The organism is Sulfitobacter sp. 1A13421, assembly GCF_043557285.1.
GTDB lineage: Bacteria > Pseudomonadota > Alphaproteobacteria > Rhodobacterales > Rhodobacteraceae > Sulfitobacter > Sulfitobacter faviae.
Genome location: NZ_JBIFFQ010000011.1, coordinates 1 through 25,743, shown reverse-complemented (window position 1 = coordinate 25,743; position 25,743 = coordinate 1). Strand labels below are relative to the sequence as shown.

Sequence of the window (25,743 nt, the reverse complement as noted above, 5' to 3'; positions counted from 1 at the left end):
GAATGCGTCAAGACGAACACACGTTGGCCCATTTGCTGGATAGCATGGAGCGCGCGGCAGAGAAGGAGACGGTGTCGATCAACGACGTGCTGCATGAGATCGGTGACCGTTCGATCACCCCTCTGATCCTGATCGTTGCCTTGCTGCTGGTCTCACCCTTGTCGGGCATTCCCGGCGTTTCGACCCTTGCGGCGGTGACGATCATCCTGCTGGCCGTGCAGGCGGTGACCGGGCGGCGCAGGCTATGGATGCCGCGATTTCTGTTGCGGCGCGAGGTGGCGGGCCATCGGTTGAGCGGCTGCGTGCGCTTTCTGCGCCGCCCTTGCGCTTTCGTCGACGGGCGTTGCAAGCCGCGCCTTCAGTTTCTCACCACCGGGCCGATGCGGTTCATCACACTGGTGGTGGTCACGATCATCCCGCTCGGCTGGCCCTTTATGGAGGTGCTGCCGATGATGTCATCGCTGGGGGCGGGCACCGTTGCCCTCTTGGTGTTTGGGCTGTTCACCCGCGACGGGCTTTTCGTGCTTTTGGGCTATGTCTGTGTCGTGATCACCTTGGTCGCGGGCGGCCTGCTGGTGCTGACCGCCGCCAGTTAGGCGCGCTGCGCGTCCAAGTCGCCGATCCCCAGCACTTCGAGCACCTTGGCAGCGATCTGTTCGGCGTTCATCCCCGCCACGGCATACATATCCGCCGGGCTGGCCTGATCGATGAAGGTATCGGGCAGCACCATGGAGCGGAATCTGAGCCCCTTGTCGAACACCGCCTCATCCGCCAGCAGCTGTGCGACATGGCTGCCGAAACCGCCCACGGCGCCCTCTTCGATGGTGATCAGCGCCTCGTGGTCATGGGCGAGCTTGAGGATCATCGCACGGTCCAGCGGCTTGGCGAAGCGGGCATCGGCGATGGTGGGGGTGATGCCGTTGGCTCGAAGCTGTTCGGCGGCCTTCTCGACCTCTTCCAAACGCGTGCCGAAGGACAAAAGCGCGACCTTGCTGCCCTCTTGGATCATCCGGCCCTTGCCGATTTCCAGCGGGGTGCCACGCTCTGGCATCTCAACCCCGCGCCCTTCGCCGCGCGGATAGCGGAAGGCGATGGGGCCGTCGTCATGGGCGGCGGCTGTGGCGACCATATGGCGCAACTCGGCCTCATCGGCGGCGGCCATGACCACGAAACCCGGCAGGTTGGCGAGGAAGGCCACGTCGAAGGCGCCCGCATGGGTCGGCCCGTCGGCGCCCACGAGCCCCGCGCGGTCGATGGCGAAACGCACCGGCAGGCGCTGGATTGCCACATCATGCACGACTTGGTCGTAGCCGCGTTGGAGGAAGGTGGAATACATCGCGCAGAAGGGTTTCATCCCCGCCGCGGCGAGACCCGCGCAGAAGGTCACGCCATGCTGCTCGGCGATGCCTACGTCGAAGCAGCGGCTGGGGTAGCGTTCGGCGAAAAGGTCGAGGCCGGTGCCATCGGGCATGGCGGCGGTCACGGCGCAGATCTTGTCGTCCTCGGCGGCCTCGGCCAGCAGGCCGTCAGCGAAAACGCGGGTGTAGCTCGGCGCGTTGGAGGGGGCTTTCTTTTGCTCGCCCGTCACCACGTTGAACTTGGCCGTGGCATGGCCGCGATCCCGCGCGGCTTCGGCGGGGCCATAGCCCTTGCCCTTTTGCGTCTGGATGTGGATCAGGATCGGCCCGGTCGCGCGTTGATGAACGGTGCGCAGCACCGGCAGCAACTGGTCCATGTCATGCCCGTTGATCGGCCCGAGGTAGGAAAACCCGAGGTTCTCAAACAGCGTGCCGCCCACGGCCATGCCTTTGAGCATATCCTTGGCCCGTTTGGCCCCCTCGCGGAAGGGCTCGGGCAGCAGGCTCACCGCGCCTTTGGCGGCGGCTTTGAAGTCCTGAAACGGCGCTTCGGCGTAGAGGCGGCTCAGGTAGCTCGACATCGCGCCGACGGGCGGGGCGATGGACATCTCGTTGTCGTTGAGGATGACGATCAGGCGTTTCTTCAGATCGCCCGCGTTGTTCAGCGCCTCATAGGCCATGCCCGCGCTCATCGCGCCGTCGCCGATCACGGCGATCGCATCGCCCAGTCCTTCGGGGATCACACCGCCCAGATCGCGGCCCACGGCAAAGCCGAGCGCGGCTGAGATCGAGGTCGAGCTATGCGCCGCGCCAAAGGGATCGTAGGGGGATTCGCTGCGTTTGGTGAATCCCGAGAGCCCGTCTTTCATGCGCAGGCTGCGGATGCGGTCGCGGCGTTCGGTCAGGATCTTATGCGGGTAGCACTGGTGGCTGACGTCCCAGATGATCTTGTCGCGCGGCGTGTCGAAGACCGCGTGCAGCGCCACGGTCAATTCCACCACGCCAAGCCCCGCGCCGAGATGCCCGCCGGTTTCCGACACGGCCGAGATCGTCTCGGCCCGCAGTTCGCGCGCGACTTGGGTCAGTTCGGCATCGGACAGGTGTTTCAGGTCCGCAGGGCGGGTGACCTGATCAAGCAGGGGTGTGGCGGGTTTGTCACTCATCGGGGCCTCTCTGGTGCCGCATTGGCGCATGTGCCGCCCGGCTAGCTGTCGCGGGCAATAACGAAGGCGGCAGCGGCTCGCAAGCTCTGCGCCTCTGGTCCATATTCAGATAGGGCGTCGCAGGCGATGTCCACCAATTCGGCGGCGCGGGTCTTGGCCCCGGCCAGCCCAAGGTGGGACACGAAAGTGGCCTTGCCCGCCGCGTCGTCCTTGCCGACCGCCTTGCCCACCGTTTCGGCGTCGCCTTCGACATCGAGGATGTCATCGGCGATCTGAAAGGCGAGGCCGAGGTGTTTGGCGTAAGCGCCGAGGGCGGTGGCATCGGCACCGGCCATCCGTGGCCCGGCCATGGCGGACCATTCGATCAAGGCACCGGTCTTGCCTGCCTGAAGCGCCGTGATCTCGGCCAGCGACAGCGGCGCGGGGGCGGTTTCGGCGGCAATGTCCAATGCCTGACCGCCGACCATGCCACCGACGCCTGCCGCTTGGGCTAGGCTGGTCATCAAGGTCAGACGCGCCTCTGCAGGGCAGGGCGCTTGACCAAGGAGTTCAAAGGCCAGCGTTTGCAGCGCGTCACCGGCCAGAACGGCAGTGGCCTCATCCCATTTGCGGTGCACTGTGGGCTGGCCCCGGCGCAGATCGTCGTCATCCATGCAGGGCAGGTCGTCATGCACCAGCGAATAGGCGTGCAGTGCCTCGATGGCTGCCGCTGCCGGGGCGGCCATGCCGGGGGCGATGCCATGCAGCCGGGCGGATTCGACCACCAGAAAGCCGCGCAGCCCCTTGCCGCCGCCGCAGGCATAGCGCATCGCCTCGGCCACCGGGCCGTCATGCGCGCCGAGTGCGGCGTCGATCTGCGCTTGCGCCAGATCGCGGGCATGGGTGAGCGCCTCTGCCAAGGGACGGGGGGTGGTCTCTTGCATGGGGGCGGTCAAAGCCCTTCGACGGGTTTCAGCCCATTCGGGTTGCCATCGCCGTCAAGCGTGATCGCGGCGACCTTCTCTTCAGCTTCTTTCAGCTTGGTCTCGCAGCGCGCCTTAAGCTTGGCCCCGCGTTCGTAAAGCGCGATGCTTTCGTCCAATGCGACATTGCCGTTTTCAAGCTGGCCCAAGACTTTCTCAAGCTCGGCCATGGCGGTCTCAAAGTTCATCTCTTCTACGGGTGTGTCGGACATTGCGCGCCTCGTTTTCGGAATTTCGCGCGACAATAGAACTTCGCGCCGCGCATTGCCAGCGGGCTTGCGTGATGAATTTTACCGGCCCGTTTCGGCAGGCGGGGCGGGGTCAGTCCGGGGCCAGCATATAGCCCGCGCCGCGCACGGTTTGCAGGTATTGCGGCTGTTTCGGATCGCTCTCGATCTTGCGGCGCAGGCGGGTGATTTGAACATCGACCGCGCGTTCCTGCGCTTGCCCCCGGTCGCGGCCCAATTCCTCGACCAATTTGGCACGGCTGAGCACGACACCGGGCTGGGCGGCGAAGATCTTCATCAGCTGCACTTCGGTCGCGGTAAGGCGCACCAGATCGTCGCCCTGCCACATCTCACCCCGCTCCATGTCATAGCGGATCACGCCGAGCGACAGCACTTTTGGCGCGGTGTCGGCGGCGCTTGTGTCGGGCATCCGCCGCAGGATGGCATTAATGCGCAGCAGCAGTTCTTTCGGCTCAAAGGGTTTGGGCAGATAGTCATCCGCCCCGGCCTCCAACCCTTCGATGCGGTTGTCGGTCTCGCCCTTGGCGGTCAGCAACAGGATCGGCGTTTGCAGGGTTTCGCGCAAAGCGCGGGTCAGGGCCATGCCGTCTTCGCCGGGCATCATCACGTCAAGCACGATGAGGTCGAACTCCAACCCCGCCAGCACCCGCCGCGCATGGGCCGCATCGCGGGCCGTGCTGACCAGAAAGCCGTTCCGCATCAGGAACTTCTTCAACAGGCTGCGAATCCGCTCATCGTCGTCGACGACCAGCAGGTGCGGGTCGAGATCGTTCATGGGGCGCTTTCGCGCAGCCGGTCAAAGCTTTGGCGCATTTCGGGGTCCATCATGGCCTCCAATACCGTTCTGAAACCGGCCACGGCTTCGGGTCCGGCGGTGCGAAAGGCCAACCGCATGCGCGCGCGCTGAGCGTCCGATAGCTCCTGTTCCAGCTTGCGACCCTCGTTGGTCAGGAACAGATGCCGCTCGCGCTTGTCATTGCGGCCAACCTTGCTCTGCACCAGACCATCGGCGATCAGCGTGCGCAAGACACGGTTGAGCGATTGTTTCGTGACCCCAAGGATATTGAGCAGGTTGTTCACCGTCGTACCGGGGGCGCGGTTGATGAAGTGGATGGCGCGGTGATGCGCGCGGCCATAGGCCATATCGGCCAGAATCCGGTCGGGATCGGCAGTGAAACCGCGATAGGCAAAGAACATCGCCTCGATCCCCTGCCGCAGTTGTTCGTCCGTCAAAAACAGCAGGCTGTCGCCGCTGCTAGGGGCCATCATGCGCCCGTCAGCCATAGTATGTCTCATTCTCTCTCGGGCCTGTTGGGTATCAGTTTACGTCAGCGTTGTTGACATTCCAATAGTGAAAGGCTATCGAATCTCGTGTTTTGCGCAATTAAATGTCTGCATCTGCCGATTGTTGCGCAATTTTTGAAAAGATAGCGCGTCATTTGGAGGGGAAACACCATGGCAGGCGGATATGACAACCGGGATGGGCACATCTGGATGGATGGCGAAATGGTGGATTGGCGCGAGGCCAATGTCCACATCCTGACCCATGCGATGCACTATGCGTCTTCGGTGTTCGAGGGCGAGCGCGCCTATAACGGCAAGATCTTCAAAAGCCGGGAGCATTCCGAGCGGCTCAAGCGCTCGGCTGAGATGATCGACTTCGAAATCCCCTACACGATTGATCAGATCGAAGCGGCCAAGGCCGAAGTCCTCGCCGCCTCTGGCCTGCAAGACGCCTATGTGCGTGCGGTCGCTTGGCGTGGTGTGGGCGAAGACATGGGTGTCGCCTCGGCCCGCAACCCGGTCCGCATGGCCATCGCGGCATGGGAATGGGGTGCCTATTACGGTGACGCCAAGATGAAGGGCGCCAAGCTCGACATCTCCAAATGGAAGCGCCCCTCGCCCGAGACGATCCCGAGCCATGCCAAAGCGGCGGGTCTCTATATGATCTGCACCATGTCCAAACATGCGGCCGAGGCGAAGGGCTGCTCGGACGCGATGATGTATGACTACCGCGGCTATGTGGCCGAGGCGACAGGCGCGAATATCTTCTTCGTCAAGGATGGCGAAGTGCACACGCCGACGCCCGATTGCTTCCTCAACGGCATCACCCGGCAGACCGTGATCGACATGCTGCGCGAGAAAAACATCAAGGTCCACGAGCGCCACATCATGCCCGAGGAACTGGAAGGTTTCGAGCAGTGCTGGCTGACCGGCACCGCCGCCGAAGTGACCCCGGTGGGTCAGATCGGCGACTGGAACTTTGAGGTCGGCGCGCTGACCCGTGAGATCGCCTTGGACTATGAAAAGCTGGTGCGCAGCTAAATGCTGCCGCTGAACTTTGCCAAAGTCACGCCGCCGTCCTGCAAACCCTTGCGGACGGCGGTTGCGATTTGAACGGCCTCTGCGGTGTCGCCATGCAGGCAGATCGTGTCGATCCGTGTTGGGATGTGCTTGCCGCTCTCGGTGATGATCGCGCCTGCCTTGACCATCTCGACCATCCGCGCCGCTGCCGTTTCCGCGTCATGGATCACCGCGCCGGGCTTGCTGCGGTCGACCAGCGTCGCGTCGTCGTTATAGGCGCGGTCGGCGAAAATCTCCCCGGCCCATTTGCAGCCCAGTGAGCGCACCGCCCGTTCCTGCGCCGTGGCAGCAAGGACCATGACGATGAGGTCGGGCGCCACGCTCAGCGCCGCCTCATAAAGGTCGCGGGCCAGTTCCTCATCCTCCGACGCCATATTCGCCAGCGCGCCGTGCAGCTTCAGGTGCCGCACTTGCGTGCCGATGCTGCGCGCCATGCCGACGCTCGCGGCGACCTGATAGCGGATCTGGTTCTGCAAGGTGCCACGCGGCACAGAGAGGCGGTTGCGGCCAAAACCGGCGAGGTCCATGAACCCCGGATGCGCGCCGATGCCGACGCCGTTTTCATGGGCCATGCGCATCGTAGCCGCCATGACATCGGCGTCGCCCGCATGCCCGCCACAGGCGATATTGGCCGAGGTCACGACGCGCAGAAGCGCCGCGTCGTCGCCCATTTTCCAAGGACCAAAGCTTTCGCCCATGTCGGCGTTGAGATCGACGGTTGTCATGTGCTCTCCTTCTCGAAGGGATCGGCCATGGCGGAAACCACGCCGGAGATCAGTTGATAGCCCAAGAGGTCGCGGATGCGCGCCGGGTCGCGCAACAGCGGCTGGCGGCGCTTGGGCAGGGCAGCGAGGTCGGCGCGGTGGCGCGTCTCGGCGGCCAGCGCCTCGTCGAGGTCGACGAACGCGAATTGCAGCGCAGCGCCCGGCCGGGCCTGCGCCACGATCGGCAGGTCGCAGGGGATCACCGTGCCGATGCGGGGGTAGCCGCCGGTGGTCTGGCATTCGCACATCAGCACGAAGGGCGCGCCGTCGCCGGTGATCTGGATGTCGCCGGGGGTGATGACTTCGGACACGATGGTCAACTGCCCGCCGGTGGCGAAACCTTCGCCGTCATGATCCATCCGTGCGCCCATCCGGTTGGCGCGCGGATCACGGCGAAAGGTCGTTTCGGTGAACCGCTGGCGGGTTGCCTCGTCGAAGGCATCGGTCTGCATGGAGGCCACGATGCGCACCTTCTCTGCCCCGAACCGGCTGTCGCGCGGGAAAGTGAGGTTCGTCTCGCCACCCTTATCGCCCCCCAGTGGCAGGGTCTCACCACTTTGCAGCAGCGCGCCGATGCCAGCGGCCAGATGGCTGGCGCGCGCGTTCATCACCGGCGCCACGTCAAACCCGCCGCCGACATGGAGGTAGCCATAGGCCCCGTCCCGCGCGCCGCCGATGGTCAGCTTCGCCCCGGCGGGTAGGAGGTGGCTGGCGTTCCACGCGACCGGCTCGCCGTCAATGCTAACCTGCATCTGCGCCCCGGTCAGGGCGATGCGGGTGTCCTGATCGACCTCGAAACTGCCGCCGCTCCCGGCCATCTCAAGCGCGGCGCTGTCGGGATCTTGCCCCAGCAGGGCGGCCCCTTCGTGCAGGGCGGTCGGGTCCGCCGCGCCGCCATGGGTTAGGCCAACGGCGCGATAGCCGGGGCGACCAAGATCTTGGATGGTCATGGCCGGACCGGCTTGAAGGATGGTCAGCGTGCCGCTCATGTCAGCGCCTCCCGCTCGGCACCGCCGGAGGGGTCGTCGGCGATGCGGTCGAACTCTTGCCGGGTGATCGACGGAAAGATCAACTCATCACCCGGCGACAGCGGAAAGGGCATGTCGCTGCCCGGGCGGAAGGTGCGAAAAGCGGTCTGGCCGATGTGCCGCCAGCCGGTGGGGGAGGCATTGGTGAAGATGATCAACTGCCGGATCGCTACGACGAGCGACCCCGGTGGCACCGATTTCGTCAGCCCCTGCTGGCGCGGGATGTCCCAATGCGGGGGCAGTTCGCCCATGTAGGGCTGGCCGGGCGCGAAGCCGATGGTCAGCACCCGCACCCGCGCCTGCGACAGTTCCGCAATGGCCGCGTCGGGGTCGAGACCAGCGGCCTCGGCGGCCTCCTCCAACTGCGGGGCCAGATCGGTGCCATAGACCGTGGGCACATGCCACAGGCTGCGCCCGGCGGGGAGGGTTTCGGCGAACCAGTCGCGGGTTTCGAGCAGTCCGCGCAGGCGGTCGGTCATCGTGGTGATGGCCTCTTGGGAGACCTCGAATTGCACGAAGGTCGACACCAGCGAGGTGCTCGTCTCGCTCACCTCGGGCCAGTCCTGTTCCTCTACCGCCGCGCGAAAGGCGAGGGCGGCGCGGTTGGCGGGTTCGGACATCTTCTCGGCAAAGGTGACCAATAGGCCAGAGAGGCCGACACTGCGGATGCGGGGCCAGTCATTCATTGCGAAGCATCCTTTCGTAAAGGCGTGGCAGCAGCACCGGGGTCAGATACATCGGCAGTTGCCAGCAGCCGATAAAGATCATCAGCGGCGCGACGACATCCGCAGGCAGCGCCACGAGAAACAGCGCGATATTGCGGTTGCCCGCGCCGATCGCCAGTGGTCCGGCCACGGCGCGCAGCGGGCCACGCCGGGTCAGCAGCAACGTGCCCGCCTGCAACAGATAGCTTAGGGCGAAGGCCAGCAGCGTCCAGCCCGCCACGGCCCATGGATCGCTGCGCAGCGCCGGGTTCAGCGCCGCCATCAACCCCACCACGATGACCGAGAAGGCGAGCACCGATGCGCCGTCCAGCGCCTCGGTCTGGCGCGGGGTGGGCCGGGGCAGGAATACGTGGCGCAGGGCAAAGCCCAGCCCAGTTGCGCCAAGGATCACGGCCAAGAGCCGCAGGGCGGCGAGGGCGATTTCCGAGGCCGGGCCGAGTTGCGGTAAGGCCGCCAGCACCGGCAGGACGGTCAGCGGAAAAGCAGCGGTGCCCAGCACCATGAGCTGCATCATCCGCCCCGCGTCGAGCCGCATCAACAGGGCGAGGTTCACGCTGCCGGTCAGGGCCGGGGCCGCCGCGGCAAGCGTCACGGCCAATGCCGCAGGGGTCTGCCCCAGCCCGGCCAGCACGAAGCCCGCCAGCAGCAACAGGGGCAGCAGCGTCTGCAAGGCCAGCACCGAGGCCAGCCCCCAGATGAGATCGCGCACTGCGCCAAGGGCCGCGCGGTGCCCGATCCTGAGCGCGGTGATCGTCAGCAGCGCCGCTACCATCTGCGGCAGCCACCCGGCCAGCGCCGCCGCAAGGCTGGGCAGGGCCAGCCCCGCCAGCAGCCCGACGATCAGGCAGGCCCGCGCATGGCGCGAGGCCAGTCTCAGCATATAGCGCATGGCCCTTCACCGCTAAACCGGTGCGCTGCGCAGGTTTTCGGGCAGCCATGTGGCCACTTCGGGGAACCAGATCAGCACGAAGACCATGAAGACCATGATCGCGAACATCGGCAGCGCGGCCTTGGTGATATAGCCCATCTCGTGGTTGGTCATGCCTTGCAGCACGAAGAGGTTAAAGCCAATCGGGGGGGTGATCTGCGCCATTTCAACGACCACGACCACGAAGATGCCGAACCAGATCAGATCGATGCCCGCGCTGCGCACCATCGGCTCCACCACGGCCATGGTCAGCACGACCGAGGAGATACCGTCGAGGAACATGCCCAGCACGATGTAGAAGACCAAGAGCGCCATCAGAAGCTCGAAGCGCGACAACTCCATCGCGGCGATCCCATCGGCCAGGGCGCGGGGCAGGCCGGTGAAACCCATCGACAGTTTCAGGAAGGCCGCGCCCGCAAGGATCAGTGCGATCATCGCAGAGGTGCGCATCGCCCCCATCAAGCTCTCGCGGAAGCTGTGCCAGTTCAGCGAGCCTTGAAACAGCGCCAGCGTGAGGGAGCCGATGACGCCGATGGCCGCCGCCTCGGTCGCCGTGGCAAAGCCGAGGTACATGGATCCGATCACGACCGTGATCAGCGCAAAGACCGGCAGCAGGAAACGCGAATTGCGCAGCTTTTCGCCAAAGCTCATCCCGGTCTCCGCATCGGGGTTCCAGTCCTTCGACAGCATGCTGGTGACGGCGACATAACCCATGAACATCAGCGCCAGCAGCAGGCCGGGCATGACGCCGGCAAAGAACAGCTTGGTGATGCTTTCATTCACCGTCACGCCATAAACGATCAGCGCCAGCGAGGGGGGGATCATCAAGCCCAGCGTAGCCGCACCCGCCAATGTGCCGATGATCATCTTCTCAGGATAGTTGCGCGCCCGAAGTTCGGGGATCGACATCTTGCCCACGGTGGTCAGCGTCGCGGCGGAAGAGCCCGAGACGGCGGCAAAGACCGTGCAGCCCACGATATTGGTATGCACCAGCCCGCCCGGCAGTTTCGCCAGCCAAGGCGACAGCCCGCGGAACATGTCTTGCGATAGCCGCGTGCGGTAGAGGATTTCGCCCATCCAGACAAAAAGCGGCAGCGCAGTCAGCGTCCAGCTTGAGGAACTGGCCCAGATCGTGGTGATCATGGCGTCGCCCACGGGGCGGGTGGTGAAAAGCTCCATCCCGACCCAAGCCACGCCCATCAGGGCGAGCCCGACCCAGACACCGGTGCCGAGCAGGAAGAAGAGAACGATCAGAAACAGGGTAATGGCATAGATCTCGGTCATGGCGTCATTCCCCGAAGCTTTGATCGACTAGGTCACGGGTGACGCGGTGGTCGCCCTTGAAGATGAGGTGCAAAAGATTGTCGGTGAGCGCGATGGCAAGGATGCCGCCGCCGATCACCATGACCGATTGCGGAATCCAAAGTGCGGTGGCGTCTTGGTCTTGGCTGACTTCGTGGAACTTCCACGACCAGTAGACGAACCAATAGGCGTAATAGGTGAAATACCACGCGACCGCCGCCGCCACGGCGAAACACCAGATATCCAGCAGCCGCTTCCCGCCCGCGCTCAGCGCGTTAAGCAGGATCGACACGCGGATATGCGAGCCGCGGTTGAGCGCATTGGCGAAGGCAAGGAAACTGGCCCCGGCCATGGCATAGCCCGCATAGCTGGCAGCGCCCGGGAAGACATTGCCAGTCCAACGGGCGACCATCTGGGCCACGATCAAGGTAAGGATGGCTACCAGACAGAGCGCGGCAAGCGCCCCCGCCCCGGTATATAGCCCGTCCAATAGTCTGCGCAGCGCCTTCATGCGGCTCTCCCTCCGTCAAATCATGCCCGGGCACGAGAACGGCGGCCCGGGTGACGGGCCGCCGCAGGTTTCGTGATTATTGCATCGCCTTGTAGTCGTCGACGATCGCCTGACCGTCTTCGCCCGCGGCTTCGAGCCACTCTTGCGTCATGGTCTCACCCACTTCGCGCAGGCCCGACATCAGCTCTTCGCTGGCCGGTTCCACGTTCATGCCGCCTTCGCGCAGCCCGTCATAGGTGAACTGAGTGTAGTCCTTGGACGCTTGCAGGCCACGCTCTTCGGCCTCGGTCGCGCAGGTGGTGATCGCCTCTTTGTTGGCGTCCGAGACTTCGGCCCAGACATCGGCGTTGACCATCACATAGTTGCGCGGCAACCATGCGTCGACTTCGTAGAAATGCGTGAGGCTCTCCCAGACCTTCTGGTCGTAGCCGGTGGCCCCCGACGAGATCATCGATTCCGCGACGCCGGTGGCGAAGGCTTGGCTGACTTCGGCAGCTTCGATGGTGACGGGCGACATGCCGGTCAATTCAGCCAGACGCGCGGTGGTGTTGTTGTAAGAGCGGAACTTCACGCCCTTCATGTCCTCGACCGAGTCGACTTCTTTTTTGAAGTAGAGCCCTTGGGGCGGCCATGGCACGTTATAAAGCAAGACGAGGTTCTGCTCTTCCAACACGGATTCAACCTTGGGCTTGGCGGCTTCCCAAAGCTGGGCGCTGGCCTCGAAAGAGGGCGCGAGGAAGGGGATGGAGTCAAAGCCGAAGACCGCGTTCTCGTTCTGGTGGCCGGAGAGCAGACGCTCGCCCAGCTGGACCTGCCCGGTCTGGATCGCGCGCTTGATGTCCGCGCCGGCAAAGAGCGCGCCGCCCGGGTGCACGGTGATCTCGATCTCGCCGCCGGTCTTCTCGCCCACGCATTCGGCGAATTGCACACCGTTCTCGGAGTGGAAGTTCGAGGCCGAATAGGCCATCGGCATGTCCCATTTCTCGGCCGCGAAGGCGGGCATGGCGGTGCCCAGCGTCAGGGCGGTCATCGCCGCGCCGGCCATCAGTCTTGCTGTCAGTGTCATGTGGTTTCTCCCTTGTTGTTGCAGTCCCACGCTTGGCGTCATCCGTCGAAGCGCTGGGGGTGATACGGGTTCAGATCCGTGTTTGGCGTCTGCCCCGTGATCAATCCGGCGATCAGTCGGCCCGTTTTCGGCCCGCCCGTCAACCCGATGTGATGGTGCCCGAAGGCAGTGTAGACCCGGCTCGTCCCGATCTGCCCGATGAGGGGCAGCGAGTCGCTGGGGGCGGGTCGGTGCCCCAGCCATTCGATCTCTTCCTTGGCGGTGAGATGCGGAAAGGCGGCCTTGGCCTGTCGGCGCAGTAGGGCGAGCGGCGCCTTGGACGCGCCCGCCTCCAACCCGCCGAACTCGACGATCCCGGCACAGCGCAGCCCTTCGGCCATGGGCGTGGCGACGAATTTGCCCGCGGCCATCATGGTGGGGCGCGATGGGCCGCCCTCGGCATCCTTGAAGACGATGTGGTAGCCGCGTTCGGATTCCAGCGGCACGTTGATCCCCAGTTTGCGCATGAGCGGTTTCGACCAGACACCAGTCGCCAGCAGCACGTCATCGCAGGGCAGGGAGCCTTGATCGGTGAGGACCGAAGTGACTTCTTCGTCGGTGATCGCCACGTCCTGCACCTCGGCCTGCCGGATGGTGCCGCCCATCCCCTCGAAAGCCTTGGCCAAAGCCCGGACATAGCCGCCGGGGTCGGCGATGAAACCGTGGTCGGCCAGCCGTGCGATGCAGGTGATCTGCGGGCCATAGGCCGGGTCGAATTCCCTGACCGCGCCGCCTTCGATGATTTCCGGCTCGAAACCCGCCTCGCGGCGCAGCGCCCATGTGTAGGCTTCAGCCTCGAAGGCCGCGCGGTTGGTATAGGCAAAGCAATAGTCACTGTCGCGGACCCAGTCCTCCAGCCCCAGATCGGCGCAGAGAGCTTTGTGCTGCGCCACGCTGTCGCTCACGATGGGCACCAACCCGGCAGAGATGCGGCGGGTATCGCGGTCATTGGCGTGGGCCATGTAGCGGCGCAGCCATGGCAGCAGGCGGGGCAGATAGGGCCAGCGCAGGAACAGCGGAAACTCAGGGTCGCGCAGCATCCCCGGTGATTTGCGCAGCAGGCCCGGGCCGGTCACCGGCGCGACGCCCGCCGCCGCCAGCACGCCACCATTGCCATGCGAGGTGCCGCGCCCCGGCTCGGCCCGGTCGACGAGCGTTACCTCCGCCCCGGCGCGGCGCAGCCAGATCGCGGCAGAGACGCCGACAATCCCGGCGCCGATAACGACGACATGCTGGCTCATGGGTGGCGGCTTTCGATTTCGCGTTGGGTCATGGCTTGTTTCCTTTGGGGCATCTTTTACACAAAAAATCACAACGTCAACAAAATGCTGATAAAATGTCATCGTTAGGGTTTCGCTTGTCTCGCCCTGCCCGCAAAGGCACCCTGCGCCCAAACGGAGGGCATATGACAAACGAGACGGGCGCGCGGCTGGGAATCCTCATGCTGGACACGCGGTTTCCCCGCATTCTGGGGGATGTCGGCCATGCGGGCAGCTGGGATTTCCCGGTGCGCTACGCCGTGGTGCCGGGGGCCACGCCCGAAGCGATCGTGTGCGACGATATCGACCCCTTCGTGCAGGCTTTCATCGCCGTGGGGCGCGACTTGATCGCCGAAGGCTGCACCGGCATCGCCACCACCTGCGGCTTCTTGGCGCTGATCCGGCCTCGCCTTGCCGAAGCGCTGGGCGTGCCCGTTGCCGCCTCGGCGTTGGAGCAGGCGGGGCAGATCGCGGCCTGCCTGCCGCCGGGGCAAAGGGTGGGCATCTTGACGATCTCCGCCGCCACGCTTTCGCCCGCCCATCTGCACGCGGCGGGCGTGCCCGAGGGCAGCCCGGTGGTGGGGATGGAGGGCAGCGGCTTCGCCCGAACGATCCTCGGCAATCTGCCCGACCTCGACGTGGCGCAGGCGCGGGCCGAGATGGTGCAGGCAGCGCAGCAGTTGGTGGAGGCCCACGCGGATGTCGGCGCGATCCTTTTGGAATGCACGAATATGGTGCCATATGCCTCCGACATCGCGGCGGCGACCGGGCGGCCCGTGCATTCGATCCACAGCTATCTCAACTGGTTTCACGCAGGGCTGCTGCCGCCCCGTTTCGGCTAATGTGGCAGGCGCAGCCAACCGTCGGTGAAGCTGATCCGGCTCACCCCGGCCAGCGGGAGGAGGCGGTGCAGCTCTGCCTCGAAGGCCGCTTGCCGGCCCTTGCCCCAGCGAACCCCGCGTTCGGGCCAGAGCGCGGTAACGCGCAAGACGTCCAGATCGCGATGCGCCTTCATATCGACCCGTCCCACCAGCCTGTCGCCCTGTAGCAGCGGAAAGACATAGTAGCCGTATTCGCGCTGCGCCTCGGGCACGAAGACCTCGATCCGGTAGTCGAAACCGAAAAGCCGGGCGGCGCGTTTGCGGTCGCGCAGCGCGGGGTCGAAGGGGCTGAGCACCCGGAGCCGTTTGGGCGGTTCGCGGGTAAGGGCGGGGTCATCGGCCCAGCCGGGGCGGGCAAAGGCGGGGCGCAGGCTGCCGTCGGCGGCCTCAATTTCGATCTCCTCCAGCCGCCCCGCGGCCTGCTCTGCCACGCACCAGCCGCGCGCCTCGGCGGGGGAGATATGGGCCCAGAAGGCGGCCAATTCCCCCGCCGTGGCGAAACCCAAGCGCGCCAGCGCCTGATCGCAGCACCAGTCGATCGTCTGCTCTATGTCGGGGGCATGCGCCGGGTCGCGCAGCGCGGCGGGGACCACCCGATCGGTCAGGTCATAGCGCTTGCGAAACCCCTCGCGCCCGGTCACAGCCAGCGCGCCGCTGCGCCACAGATACTCCAGCGCGGTTTTCGACGGATGCCATTGCCACCAGCCCCCGCTGCTGCGCGGCTCGTCGCGGCCCACGTCGGATGAGGTGACGCTGCCCTCGGCCCGGACCTGCGCTAGCACGTTTTGCATCTGTGTTTCGAAGTCGTGCCGCTGCCAATCCTTCCAGCGGCCCAGCAGCTTGGCCGCATCGCGGGTTCGGCGCAGATGCCATTGCGGGTAGAATTCCATCGGGATGACGGCGGCGTCATGGGTCCAATGCTCAAAGAGCGCCCGGTCTTTTTCATAAAGCCGCTTGAGCGCAGCGGGGCGATAGCGCGGACGGCGGGCGAACAGGATCAGATCATGCGCCCGCGCCACCGTGTTGATGCTGTCGAGTTGCACAAAAACCCAGATCATGGATCAGCTTGAGCAGTGCCGCGCCCTTGGCCGGGCCCTGCGGCGGATCGGACAGCAGGTGACGCGCCAGAAACATCCGCCGCGCGGCGGCATTGCCGAGCCTTGGGCGACTCACCCCTGACGGCGGCGGCGCAGGGTGTCGCCCAGCGACAGTGTTGGCGTCAGGGTGATCTGGGTCTGCATTTCCGGGTCCGGCTCGGGCTGGGTCTGGTTGAGGATGATCCGCGCCGCGGCCTGACCGATCTCGTTCCGGCAAGCGTCCATCGTCGCCAATTGACGCGGCAGACCTTGCAGCAGCTCGACGTTGTTGAACCCGGCAAGGCCGATCTGACCGGGAATGTCGATGCCTTGGTCGATCAGATGCAGCAGCCCGCCCGCACCGATCATGTCGTTGGAGTAATAGAGGAAATCAAGGTCGGGCGAGCGTTCGAGCATCTCTTGCGTCATCTCGCGCCCCTTGGCCAGCGCGGAGCCGCCGGAGTAAAAGGCCCGGTCTTCGATCTCGACCCCCGCTTTGGCGAGCCCTTCGGTAAAGCCCTCGAACCGTTTGCGCGCGCGGTGGTCGAGGGGCATTTTCGTGCCCATGAAGCCAATGCGCTCATAGCCCTCGCGCAGGATCGCCTGTGCCATCTCGCGCCCGGCGCGGCGGTGGGAGATCCCGACCATTGCATCGACGGGTTTGCCATCGGTGTCCATGATCTCGACCACCGGAATGCCCGCATTGCGCAGCATGGCGCGGGTGGCATCGGAATGCTCCAACCCCGCGATGATCACCCCAGAGGGCCGCCATGAGAGCATCTCATAAAGCACCCGCTCTTCCTTCTCGGGCAGGTAGTCCGTCACCCCCACGACCGGCTGCAGCGGTGTGTCTTCGAGCACTTGGTTGATGCCGTTCAGAACTTCGGGGAACACCATATTGCCCAGCGAAGGGATCACGACCGCCACAAGATTCACGCGCTGGCTGGCCAGCGATCCGGCGATCTGGTTGGGCACATAGCCAAGCGCCTTGGCGGCGGCGAGAACACGGTTGCGGGTGGCCTCCGATACGTCGCCGCGTTTGCGCAGGACGCGGCTGACCGTCATCTCGGAAACGCCGCAAGCATCGGACACATCACGCAGGGTCAACGGGCGTTTGGGGGGTGTGGTCAATTTGGTTTTCCTGTTTGCCTCACCCATAGGTAGCGCGAAGCGGGAGGCGCGATCAAGCATTGCCGCAGCCCTGCTGCGAGGCGCGGTCATTCGGTTGCCAATCTGCCGATGACATCGCCAGACGCTTGCGCTAAACCCAAGCCTGTCGGCCCCGTGGCTCAACTGGATAGAGCAGCCCCCTCCTAAGGGGCAGGTTGCAGGTTCGAATCCTGCCGGGGTCGCCATTCGGCGCGTAGGTGCCAACAAAAGCGAATGTATGCGCAAAACCAAGCAATAGCTTGCGCATAACGGCGTCCTGCACACAGTTTTTGCCGTGATTTGTCTTTTATATCAGGTTCTTATGGCTAAGCTTCTCGTATCGCTGAGGTTGTCTGTCCGGGTAGCTTTCGCGCATATTTGACACGCCGGTCGATATCCTTTCAATGAATGGCACCAACCTTATCAAGGATCCGGATCCTCTCGTTTAACCCCAGGCAGCCATTCGCTGTCGAATGCTAGTCGCCAAGTTACTGGTGAACTGACCATGAGAGGACATCAAATGCCACGCATCAAATTTGCCGACGTGAGATTCCCGGACCCGAATGCCCCGTCGGTTTTTGACATTGAACATCGGTTGAAACAGCACCTCATCAATTTCCGAGAGAAGGTAGGCAAATGCAAACCAGACAATCAAATCTCTGACCGAGATCGGCGCAATATTCTGCGGAAGATAGCAGCCTACAGGGATGCGGTTTCTCGAAGATCGGGCATGGGCCATCTTGCTGACAAAGACCGGCAGAGGCTGGAGGTGTTCAGCCACGGCGCAGAACTAATTTCTGTCGAATCCGAACACCGCGCCGATGAAATTGCTTCTGCCATCCATTCCGAGATGCCCTGGATGGCAGAAGCAACAGAGAGGATCTGGCAGGACATGCGCGCCTCTGTGCGCAATGGTGATCTAGCACCACGGTTGCAACCCCTGCTCTTGGTTGGGCCACCTGGCATTGGGAAAACCTTTTGGGCCCGCGCCTTGGCGCAGCATTTGATGGTGCCGACGTCAGTTATCGAAGCTACGGGCGAACCCGCATCATTCTCCGTTACTGGATCGCAACGTGGTTGGGGATCTGCAGGGCCAGGAAAGCCCTTGGAATCCATCATGGCCAGCGGGGTCGCGAACCCGGTTATCGTGGTCGATGAGATTGAGAAAGCAGGCACTGTCGAGTCCCTCAGAGGACAACGGTTTAATTTGTCTGAAGGTCTCTTGCCATTTTTGGAGCGCTCTACGGCCAAGCAATGGTCTTGCCCCTATTTTCGCATATCCTTTGATATGTCGTGGATTACATGGATCATGACTGCAAACAGCGTGGATGGGTTGCCAGCACCGTTTCTCAGTCGTTGCCCACCTTTGAAAATTCCTCCGCTCTCAATGGCGCATCTGCTTAGATTTGCCGATCACCTAGGCGCTAAGCGGAACCTCCCGCCCGCAGCCGTTGATGCGGTTAAGGAAGTCATTGAGGCCATCAAGGCTCCGCAGCTCATAAGCCTACGATCAGTCGCGAGAATGCTGGATTCTGTTGAGCAGGTGATCAACCGGCCACTCTCACATTGACAGAGAGAAACCAGACGCGAGCCCAGAGAGCTTGTGACGCAACCTAATTAGATACTCTCTATAGGAGGTGCTCATGCCCTTCAATGTTAGTGGAGGGATGCTTTCGCGAACCCAAGTTTCACCCCACACTCCAGCCGAAGCTGAACCATGTCCATGTAAGGTAGTTAAAGCATCGTCGCGCCACGTTGCAAAAACTTCTAAGGGTAATTCCGTTTTCTTGGGAGAACACCTAACTCCTCACTTGATGTCGGTAGCCCGATCAGTACCTCGCAAGGGGTTGACGTTGGCATCAGGCGGGTTGGAAATTCTTTCCGAATTTGCGGGTAGTGGTTCGGAGGATCATAGACCAGAGAAGCTCGAACACGAAGTCCGCAATCGAGCTGGTGGCGGACTGCCTGCGCGGCTGAAGCTGCATGCGAAGCATTCGGTGCTGCGAAAGATCTCAAAGGCCCTAAGGGTCCGAATTAACCCGAGCATGGATAAACTTGGACCGTACATAGTCATCGACGATGTGACATCTGCGGAAATTTTGACCATAGCGCAGATATTTGAGAATTGAGGACCAGGGTTTCTCACAGACGGCGGAAAGCAGAAGTTCGCTGCAATGAAGACGAATGTCTGCATTTGATAATATTACGACAGGATGGCCCTCACTCGAAACGCTGGTCTCGCTCTCGACCTTCCTCCTGCTCCGCCTGACGGATGCGATCAATTCGGGCGCGGATGTCAGGAGCCAGGCGAGAGATCGTGTGCCCAACCTCAGGCGCAGGATGGTCCTGCAAGGATTCTATCACGGCGAGACGGCGCTCCATGATAGCCGCTCTGCTACACGACCAGCTCATTGGGGCAAGATGTTGGAGATATGCTTCCACCACGTCCTCGGGGCGCGGTGCCGCCTCGAGAAACGCGAAAGCGAGCGGAGAAATCTGTCCGGTTTCACCTTCATCACCGATCCCGCGCGAGAAGGGCGAGATCTGCGGGGCCACTCGTGTCCAACGATCGGGACTTTGTCTGCACCATTCGATCAGAGCCTCAGTCGGCACGTGCGAAAATGGCCCAGGACGTCGGCCGTCTTGGAATCTTATGGAGGGTCCATCTGCTTCGTCTAAAAAGAGACGGCCGAGAAAGACTTCGGGGGCTCGCTCCGCCAGTGTGGCAAGCGCTCTTTCGACATCATATGTGCTACCGTATCGTCTTGCAGCACGATCCACGATCGCCTCCATTACGCGGCTCGCTCCCGATCCATCGTCCCCACGCAGACAAACCGACATGGCGCGCGACATACGCTCATCTTTGGTGGGGTTAAGATTTTCTGCGCTGATGATCCCAATGACCGCATCGAGGCCAACTTCCCGCAGATCTTCTGGCCAGCGATCCCGGGCGTTCCCTTCGACGTATCGGAGCATCGTCAGTGCATTGACTACTTGCTCCGGACCGCCTGATTTGGAGAGGATAGTGTGCAAAAGACGGATGCGGTCTTCATCACTCAGCTCACGCTCTTCGCGCCAAGAGACATCGCTGAGTTGCCAAGCTGAAGTCTCCGGCTCCCCTGCGATTTCGATCACATGTTCCAGCTCTTGTGTGGACAGCACACCCCTTGCGAGGAATATACCGTATTCTCGTCGCAAGGCAGGGGTGCCTCGACATTCAACGCGAATCTCGTCTGCTACGGCCGAGTTCGAGATATCGAGCTGTTGAATGAACCCTGAGAGCACGCTGGTCTGCCGTGTCCTGGAGGGGTCGATTAGGTGCAGATCTCGAAGGACTACCCATACTTCGGCGGATGCCAACAAAGAATCTCTTCGCGGGATCTGGTGATTGACATGTTCATTTAAAGCTGTAGCGTTTACTTGAGATGTATGCAAATGCATTTAGTTGATTGTAGGCGGAGAGGGTGCCTCAGCTGAATTAAAGCAATAATTTTGAATCAGAGATCGAGTGCTTTGGTGGAACTTGAAAGGTAAGGCGGATTGAAACAAATGCTTGCATTGGCGGAGCGAACTTTACTGTGGATCTCGGTAGTGACACTGATCTCTATGGCTCTTCTGACCTTTTCCGATGTTGTCGGGAGATACGTGTTTAATGCTCCTGTTGGTGGAGCATTTGAGATAATTGGGATGGGTATGGCGGTTCTCATATTCGCAGCATTGCCGGAAGTTACCGCTCGAAATGAACACGTTTCCGTCTCTCTCGTGAAGTTTCTGCCAGAAGGTTTGCAGAAATTCTTACAACTTATCATGGCGGCCATTGTGGCAGGTTCTTTGGGTGTTCTGGCATGGAGGCTGCTAGAGCATGCCAACAGACTACACGATTTTGGCGACTACGCGATGTTTACGGGGGTGCCGCTAGCCCCGGTAGCCTGGTTCATGGCGTTTTGTGCGGGACTCGCCGCGGTATTTCGTGGAGTCAGATTGGCGATGTCCCCGGATATAGATTCTGCCGAATTCAAAGCGATAGAGAAATGATTGAAACTAGTATAGCTCTTCTCCTATTATTCTCGCTCCTATTCTTAGGTCTTCCAATCGGCATAGGAATGGGAGTTGTGGGCGTCGGAGGATTCGCCTGGTTGATCGGGCTGACCCCCGCACTTTCGATGCTTGGCCAAACCTCCTATGATACTGTGGTTAGTTACAATCTCTCGGTTCTGCCACTTTTTATCCTTATGGGGCACCTGATTTCGCAAGCTGGACTATCGGAAAAGCTGTTTGTAGCAGCAAACGCTTGGGTTGGTCATTGGCGAGGTGGGTTGTCCATTGCGTCAATTTTCGCATGCGGTGGGTTCTCTGCTGTTTGCGGCTCGAGCATGGCCACCGCTGCTACAATGGGGCGAGTTGTAATACCGGCAATGCGAGAGTATAAGTATGATGCAGGTTTAGCCAGCGGATCAGTCGCGGCAGGCGGAACCTTGGGCATTCTGATCCCACCGAGCGTACTGCTCGTGGTCTATGGAATTCTCACCGAACAGAGCATTGGAGCTCTTTTCGCCGCCGGCTTGGTGCCGGGACTGCTCGGTATTGTTTTGTATAGCTGTGCGGTTTTTGTTGTCACACGTATTTCTCCAACTTTAGGGCCTGCTGGGCCCAAGAGTACCTGGCATCAGCGGTGGAATGGATTGAAGGGTGTTTCGGCAGTTGCTGCCCTATTCTTTGTGATCATGGGCGGGATATATGGAGGTATTTTCACTCCTACAGAAGCAGCTGGTATCGGTGCCGTTGGTGCATTTCTCATGGCGGTTGCTTCTCGAAAATTATCGCTCACACACTTTATCCAGGCTGGTTTTGATACTGTAAGAACTACGTCTATGATGTTCGTTTTGGTTATCGGGGCGATTGTATTTACTAATTTCATAAATGTAGCTGGGTTTCCTCAGAAAGTTAGCGAGTTTCTGACCCTATATAAGCCTGATGCTTGGGTCGTGATCGCTTCTCTGGTCATCATATATCTTATTCTCGGCTGCTTCTTAGAGAGTCTGTCAATGATGTTGTTGACAGTTCCCGTATTCTATCCTGTCGTTTCTGGTTACGGTTTCGATCTAATTTGGTTCGGTATATTTGTCGTTATTTTGGTTGAAATCAGCCTTATTACACCACCAGTAGGACTAAATATTTTTGTCCTGCAATCTGCGTTCCCAGACATCGACCTTGGCAAAATGTTCGTAGGCGTAATGCCGTTTGTTCTGGCAGATTTTATTCGTCTTGCGCTTGTTGTGTTGGTCCCTGCACTGGCTACCTTTTTGCCGAATCTGTTCTACTAGAATTCTTTACTTTAACTTTGGGAGAAATATCATGAGAAGTTTAATCATCGCAGTAGGGGTTGCGGTATCCTCTTTTGTCGCCGTCGGGGCTAGCTGGGCGGAAAATGTTACTTTAAGATTCTCGAACTGGCTTCCGCCTACACATTATATTGTCACTGAAATGATTCAGCCTTGGATGGACAGTGTTGAAGAAGCAACTCAAGGCCGTGTGTCCTTCGAAACATCCCCAGCACTGGGAGCTCCGGCTGCACATCTTGACTTAGTCTCTACTGGTGTCGCGGATATAGCCTTCGTACCGCACGGATATACTCCGGCCCGTTTTAAACTAACGGAGTTGGGAGAGTTGCCATTCACTTCTGATGATGCGGTCACTAATTCGATCGCTTATTGGAAGACCTATAACAAGTTTATGCTTGGTGCCAATGAACACCGTGGTGTCAAGCTGTTATCGTTTTGGACTACCACTCCGTCCCAAATCTTCGTTTCCGACCCTTTGACGACGTTGGACCAACTCGCGGGAAAAAAGATTAGAGTAACCAGTCCAACCTTAGAAAAGATCGCGGATACTCTCAATCTTACGTCGGTATCGGCTTCCGCTTCGGAAGCCTACGAGTTGATGTCCAGAGGCACTATTGACGGGACGTTCTTTCAAAGTGATTCAATCGTGGCGTTCCGACTAGATGAATTTACGAAAGGACAGATAAACGTGCCCGGCGGCTTCATCCACTCGAGCCAAATGCTTATAATGAATCCTGCCAAGTGGGAAGAGATCTCTGACGCGGATCAAAAGGCTATTGAAGAGCTGTCTGGTGAAAGTATGGCCCGAAAGTTTGCTTCTGTTTGGGATGCGAAAGCGCAAGAAGGTGATGATGTGCTGGCGGAAGCTGGCGTAGTCGTAACTGAGGTATCTGGGAGTGAGCTGGAGAAATTAATAGATAGTCTTCAGTATTTGCGGACTGATTGGGTGGAAGAAGCAAATAAGCGTGGCATCGACGGACAGGCTGCGCTGGAGTATTTCGAGAAGCTTCTTGACGAGAATGCCGTTGAATAAGGCTTCGCGGGTGACCTGTTATGAGGTCACCCGTTTTGACTACTCATTTTGGAGACCGCTATGAGCGATGAATATTGCCATTCCAGCAGCATCAGGGTTGATCGGCCCGCGGAAGTTGTTTTTTCGCTTATGTCGGATGGTTTGAAGCAGGGCCATTGGGCTTGGGGGAGCTTTCAGCGTGAAGCTATAGAAAACCAGACTTTTTGCGGAACTTCCGTATTCACAGGTAAAAAGACATACGTAAAGCTTTTGCCTGACTTAGAACGTATGATTGTTGACTATGAGGTAGGTGGCTCGCTGAATAAAATGCAGTTCCGTAATATGTCACGGGTGATTGAAGGACAGGTTCTCGGGCTTCCAGCCGATAGCTGTGTCGTTAGCCTATTAACGTGGCGGTTGGCATCTCAGGATGATTATCAATGGAAGCAAATGTCCACCGTACATGAAGCCGAGATGTACTTAATTCGGGGACTTGCAGAGCGGGGTCTGCCATAAAGCTTTCGCATTGAGACGTAAGGGAATTAATCAAAGATTTGTCGGTCGATTTCTTGAGGCCGAATCTCATCGATAGTTTTTTTATCCCCAGGTTCAAAGTGCGCGTCTATTACGGTTTCACTGAGGAAAAGGTCTATGTCTTCCCACTGTATAAGAAGTTCCCGGGCCTACTGCGACGCGGCCTTCCGCAACATCCAGTTGCTGCCATGATCGGGGCGGAGACTGAGACGGTCTACGCGGCCTTTGCGGACACCGCCGCGCGGCATCCCGAACGGGGCTTTCTGAATGTCCTGCCGGAAACGGCGGAAATCTACGGCATCGCGGCGGGGGAGGTGAGTTATGCCCAAGCCGCGCGCGAGGTTGCCGCCCTGCGCAAGTGCATTTCGGCGGCGGGCTATCTGCCCGGGCAACGTGTGATGCTGCTGATGGAGAACCGCCCGGCCTTCTTCCTCTGGTGGCTGGCGCTGAACGGTCTGGGCCTGTCGGTCGTGCCGGTGAACCCCGATCTGCGTGCGGCGGAGCTGAGCTATATGATCGACCATGCCGAGCCGGTCTTGGCCGTGGCGATCCCCGCGCGCGGCGAAGGGCTGCGCGCGGCGGCACGGCAAGCGGGGCGCGACATGCCGGTGATCGCACCGGGGGATCCCTTGCCCGCACCCGCGACGCTTGAGAGCATCGCAGCACGGCAAGGCGGGGCAGAAAAGGCCGAGGCCGCATTGCTCTACACCTCGGGCACCACCGGCCAGCCCAAAGGTTGCATCCTGAAGAACACCTATTTCCTCGACGCCGGGCGGTGGTACGCTGACACCGGCGGGCTTTGCGCGCTGTCGGAGCACGGCGAGCGCATGATCACGCCCCTGCCGATCTTCCACATGAACGCGATGGCCTATTCCTTCATGGCGATGATCGCCGTGGGCGGTTGTCTGACTGCGCTTGATCGCTTCCACCCCCGCAGTTGGTGGGCCTCGGTCCGCGCCTCGGGGGCGACCTGTCTGCACTACCTCGGCGTGATGCCGTCGATGCTCATGGGGGCCGAGGCAAGCGAAGCCGACCGCGACCATGCCGTGCGCTTTGGCTTCGGCGCGGGGGTGGACCCGAAACTGCACGCCGCCTTCGAGGCGCGTTTCGGTTTTCCATTGGTCGAGGCTTGGGCCATGACCGAAACCGGCGCGGGCGCGGTGATCTGCGCCAACCGCGAACCGCGCCGCGTGGGCGAAAGCTGCCTCGGCGCGCCCGAAGGGGGGCTGGAGGTCCGGCTGCTCAACGATGCCGGGCAAGAGGCCGATCAAGGCGAACTGCTAGTGCGCCGCGCCGGTGCCGACCCGCGGCGTGGGTTCTTTGCGGGCTACTTCAAAAATACCGAAGCCACGGATGAGGCTTGGGCGGGCGGTTGGTTCCACACCGGCGACATCGTGAGCCGCGCGCCGGATGGCGCGATGTATTTCGTCGACCGCAAAAAAAACGTGATCCGCCGCTCGGGCGAGAACATCGCGGCGGTCGAGGTGGAATCGACCCTGATGCGCCACCCCGCCGTGGCCAGCGCCGCCGTCGCCGCCGTGCCGGACGCGGTGCGGGGGGATGAGGTTTTCGCCTGTATCGTGCCGAAGGACGCCGGTGCTGACCCCCCCGTCTTAGCCCGTGAAATCACCGAATGGTGCCTGACCCAGCTTGCTTATTACAAAGCCCCCGGCTTCATCGCCTTTGTCGAGGCGCTGCCGCTGACGGCGACGCAGAAACTGCAACGCGGGGTGCTGAAAACGCTGGCCGCCGACCTGCTGGACGATCCCGCCACGCAAGACCTGCGCGGGCTAAAGAAACGGACGGCAGCATGAGGCGCAGGGGCTATGACGGCGTCGTGCTCGCGGCGCCTACCTCGGTGCCCTATGCGCGCTATAGCAATGAGACCGCCCATTGGTGGATCGCCCGCGCGCTGCGCGCGATGTTGGGCAAGGCTGGGATCGCGCCGGGCGAACTGGACGGGTTCTCGGTCTCCAGCTTCTCGCTCGCGCCGGACACGCCGGTCGGGCTGACCCAGCATTTGGGGCTCAGC

Annotated in this window: 25 protein-coding genes, 1 tRNA gene and 2 pseudogenes; 12 read left to right on the top strand and 16 right to left on the bottom strand. The window is 61.4% G+C overall.

What is annotated here, in order from left to right; genetic code table 11:
- The first annotated feature begins 2 nt into the window (after positions 1-2).
- Positions 3-596 carry an exopolysaccharide biosynthesis protein gene (locus tag ACGYLI_RS15830; RefSeq protein ID WP_394419850.1) on the top strand — a complete coding sequence of 198 codons (594 nt, stop codon included), beginning with the start codon at positions 3-5 and terminating at the stop codon, positions 594-596.
- Here the strand turns inward: ACGYLI_RS15830 and dxs are convergent.
- From dxs to ACGYLI_RS15805, 5 genes are all read right to left on the bottom strand, one after another.
- Positions 593-2,521, bottom strand: coding sequence for a 1-deoxy-D-xylulose-5-phosphate synthase (dxs, locus tag ACGYLI_RS15825; protein ID WP_394419849.1), 1,929 nt, complete (start codon positions 2,519-2,521; stop codon positions 593-595). The genes ACGYLI_RS15830 and dxs overlap by 4 nt on opposite strands.
- A 41-nt stretch (positions 2,522-2,562) precedes the next feature.
- Positions 2,563-3,444, bottom strand: coding sequence for a polyprenyl synthetase family protein (locus ACGYLI_RS15820; RefSeq protein ID WP_394419848.1), 882 nt, complete (start codon positions 3,442-3,444; stop codon positions 2,563-2,565).
- 8 nt (positions 3,445-3,452) lie between these two features.
- Positions 3,453-3,695, bottom strand: coding sequence for an exodeoxyribonuclease VII small subunit (locus ACGYLI_RS15815; RefSeq protein WP_067264990.1), 243 nt, complete (start codon positions 3,693-3,695; stop codon positions 3,453-3,455).
- A gap of 109 nt (positions 3,696-3,804) precedes the next feature.
- Positions 3,805-4,506, bottom strand: coding sequence for a response regulator (locus tag ACGYLI_RS15810; RefSeq protein ID WP_394419847.1), 702 nt, complete (start codon positions 4,504-4,506; stop codon positions 3,805-3,807).
- Entirely contained in the window at positions 4,503-5,015 is a 513-nt protein-coding gene (locus ACGYLI_RS15805; RefSeq protein ID WP_394419846.1) for a MarR family winged helix-turn-helix transcriptional regulator, read from the bottom strand. The genes ACGYLI_RS15810 and ACGYLI_RS15805 overlap by 4 nt, the downstream gene beginning before the upstream one ends.
- A 171-nt stretch (positions 5,016-5,186) precedes the next feature.
- Between ACGYLI_RS15805 and ACGYLI_RS15800 the strand changes: the two genes are divergently transcribed.
- Entirely contained in the window at positions 5,187-6,056 is an 870-nt protein-coding gene (locus tag ACGYLI_RS15800) for a branched-chain amino acid aminotransferase (protein WP_394419845.1), read from the top strand.
- Here the strand turns inward: ACGYLI_RS15800 and ACGYLI_RS15795 are convergent.
- The 8 genes from ACGYLI_RS15795 to ACGYLI_RS15760 all read right to left on the bottom strand — a co-directional run bounded on the left by ACGYLI_RS15795 (position 6,053) and on the right by ACGYLI_RS15760 (position 13,699).
- Positions 6,053-6,820 (bottom strand): LamB/YcsF family protein, encoded by a 768-nt coding sequence (locus tag ACGYLI_RS15795; protein ID WP_394419844.1) that lies wholly within the window; start codon positions 6,818-6,820, stop codon positions 6,053-6,055. The genes ACGYLI_RS15800 and ACGYLI_RS15795 overlap by 4 nt on opposite strands.
- Positions 6,817-7,848 (bottom strand): biotin-dependent carboxyltransferase family protein, encoded by a 1,032-nt coding sequence (locus ACGYLI_RS15790; RefSeq protein WP_394419843.1) that lies wholly within the window; start codon positions 7,846-7,848, stop codon positions 6,817-6,819. Before ACGYLI_RS15790 ends, ACGYLI_RS15795 begins: the two co-directional genes overlap by 4 nt.
- Complete coding sequence (locus ACGYLI_RS15785; protein WP_394419842.1) at positions 7,845-8,573, bottom strand: allophanate hydrolase subunit 1; 729 nt, start codon at positions 8,571-8,573, stop codon at positions 7,845-7,847. The genes ACGYLI_RS15790 and ACGYLI_RS15785 overlap by 4 nt, the downstream gene beginning before the upstream one ends.
- Complete coding sequence (locus ACGYLI_RS15780) at positions 8,566-9,501, bottom strand: hypothetical protein (RefSeq protein ID WP_394419841.1); 936 nt, start codon at positions 9,499-9,501, stop codon at positions 8,566-8,568. Before ACGYLI_RS15780 ends, ACGYLI_RS15785 begins: the two co-directional genes overlap by 8 nt.
- A 12-nt stretch (positions 9,502-9,513) precedes the next feature.
- The gene (locus ACGYLI_RS15775; RefSeq protein WP_394419840.1) at positions 9,514-10,824 is read right to left on the bottom strand and encodes a TRAP transporter large permease; all 1,311 of its coding nucleotides are present in this window, start codon (positions 10,822-10,824) and stop codon (positions 9,514-9,516) included.
- Between the two features lie 4 nt (positions 10,825-10,828).
- On the bottom strand, positions 10,829-11,353 hold the full coding sequence (locus ACGYLI_RS15770; RefSeq protein WP_067264971.1) for a TRAP transporter small permease: 525 nt from the start codon (positions 11,351-11,353) through the stop codon (positions 10,829-10,831).
- Between the two features lie 76 nt (positions 11,354-11,429).
- Positions 11,430-12,419, bottom strand: a complete 990-nt coding sequence (locus ACGYLI_RS15765) for a TRAP transporter substrate-binding protein (RefSeq protein WP_394419839.1) — start codon at positions 12,417-12,419, stop codon at positions 11,430-11,432.
- A 38-nt stretch (positions 12,420-12,457) separates the two neighbouring features.
- Complete coding sequence (locus ACGYLI_RS15760) at positions 12,458-13,699, bottom strand: NAD(P)/FAD-dependent oxidoreductase (protein ID WP_394419838.1); 1,242 nt, start codon at positions 13,697-13,699, stop codon at positions 12,458-12,460.
- A 164-nt stretch (positions 13,700-13,863) separates the two neighbouring features.
- Between ACGYLI_RS15760 and ACGYLI_RS15755 the strand changes: the two genes are divergently transcribed.
- Positions 13,864-14,559, top strand: coding sequence for an aspartate/glutamate racemase family protein (locus tag ACGYLI_RS15755; RefSeq protein ID WP_394419837.1), 696 nt, complete (start codon positions 13,864-13,866; stop codon positions 14,557-14,559).
- On the opposite strand, the pseudogene ACGYLI_RS15750 reads toward ACGYLI_RS15755, so the two are convergent.
- Positions 14,556-15,711 (bottom strand): annotated as a pseudogene (locus tag ACGYLI_RS15750) (winged helix-turn-helix domain-containing protein). The gene ACGYLI_RS15755 and the pseudogene ACGYLI_RS15750 sit on opposite strands and share 4 nt — an antisense overlap.
- Here ACGYLI_RS15750 and ACGYLI_RS15745 point away from each other — a divergent pair.
- Complete coding sequence (locus ACGYLI_RS15745) at positions 15,655-15,777, top strand: hypothetical protein (RefSeq protein WP_394419902.1); 123 nt, start codon at positions 15,655-15,657, stop codon at positions 15,775-15,777. The pseudogene ACGYLI_RS15750 and the gene ACGYLI_RS15745 overlap by 57 nt on opposite strands.
- Here ACGYLI_RS15745 and ACGYLI_RS15740 read toward each other — a convergent pair.
- Positions 15,768-16,805 carry a LacI family DNA-binding transcriptional regulator gene (locus ACGYLI_RS15740; protein ID WP_120349930.1) on the bottom strand — a complete coding sequence of 346 codons (1,038 nt, stop codon included), beginning with the start codon at positions 16,803-16,805 and terminating at the stop codon, positions 15,768-15,770. The genes ACGYLI_RS15745 and ACGYLI_RS15740 overlap by 10 nt on opposite strands.
- 147 nt (positions 16,806-16,952) lie before the next feature.
- Between ACGYLI_RS15740 and ACGYLI_RS15735 the strand changes: the two genes are divergently transcribed.
- Together ACGYLI_RS15735 and ACGYLI_RS15730 are read left to right on the top strand one after the other, a co-directional pair.
- Positions 16,953-17,029, top strand: a tRNA-Arg gene (locus tag ACGYLI_RS15735).
- 314 nt (positions 17,030-17,343) lie between these two features.
- Positions 17,344-18,393, top strand: a complete 1,050-nt coding sequence (locus tag ACGYLI_RS15730) for an AAA family ATPase (RefSeq protein WP_394419836.1) — start codon at positions 17,344-17,346, stop codon at positions 18,391-18,393.
- A gap of 650 nt (positions 18,394-19,043) precedes the next feature.
- Here ACGYLI_RS15730 and ACGYLI_RS15725 read toward each other — a convergent pair.
- Complete coding sequence (locus ACGYLI_RS15725; RefSeq protein WP_394419835.1) at positions 19,044-19,985, bottom strand: hypothetical protein; 942 nt, start codon at positions 19,983-19,985, stop codon at positions 19,044-19,046.
- A gap of 387 nt (positions 19,986-20,372) precedes the next feature.
- Between ACGYLI_RS15725 and ACGYLI_RS15720 the strand changes: the two genes are divergently transcribed.
- From ACGYLI_RS15720 to ACGYLI_RS15695, 6 genes and pseudogenes are all read left to right on the top strand, one after another.
- Positions 20,373-20,858: a TRAP transporter small permease gene (locus ACGYLI_RS15720; protein WP_394419900.1), complete on the top strand. Its 486-nt coding sequence runs from the start codon at positions 20,373-20,375 to the stop codon at positions 20,856-20,858.
- Positions 20,855-22,147: a TRAP transporter large permease gene (locus ACGYLI_RS15715; RefSeq protein ID WP_394419834.1), complete on the top strand. Its 1,293-nt coding sequence runs from the start codon at positions 20,855-20,857 to the stop codon at positions 22,145-22,147. Before ACGYLI_RS15720 ends, ACGYLI_RS15715 begins: the two co-directional genes overlap by 4 nt.
- Positions 22,148-22,178: 31 nt before the next feature.
- Positions 22,179-23,198, top strand: coding sequence for a TRAP transporter substrate-binding protein (locus ACGYLI_RS15710; RefSeq protein ID WP_394419833.1), 1,020 nt, complete (start codon positions 22,179-22,181; stop codon positions 23,196-23,198).
- A gap of 60 nt (positions 23,199-23,258) precedes the next feature.
- A complete protein-coding gene (locus tag ACGYLI_RS15705; RefSeq protein WP_394419832.1) occupies positions 23,259-23,693 on the top strand; it encodes a hypothetical protein in 435 nt (144 codons plus the stop codon).
- A 206-nt stretch (positions 23,694-23,899) separates the two neighbouring features.
- Positions 23,900-25,525 (top strand): AMP-binding protein, encoded by a 1,626-nt coding sequence (locus ACGYLI_RS15700; RefSeq protein WP_394419831.1) that lies wholly within the window; start codon positions 23,900-23,902, stop codon positions 25,523-25,525.
- Positions 25,522-25,743 (top strand): annotated as a pseudogene (locus ACGYLI_RS15695) (thiolase family protein); the annotation flags it as partial. The gene ACGYLI_RS15700 and the pseudogene ACGYLI_RS15695, both read left to right, overlap by 4 nt.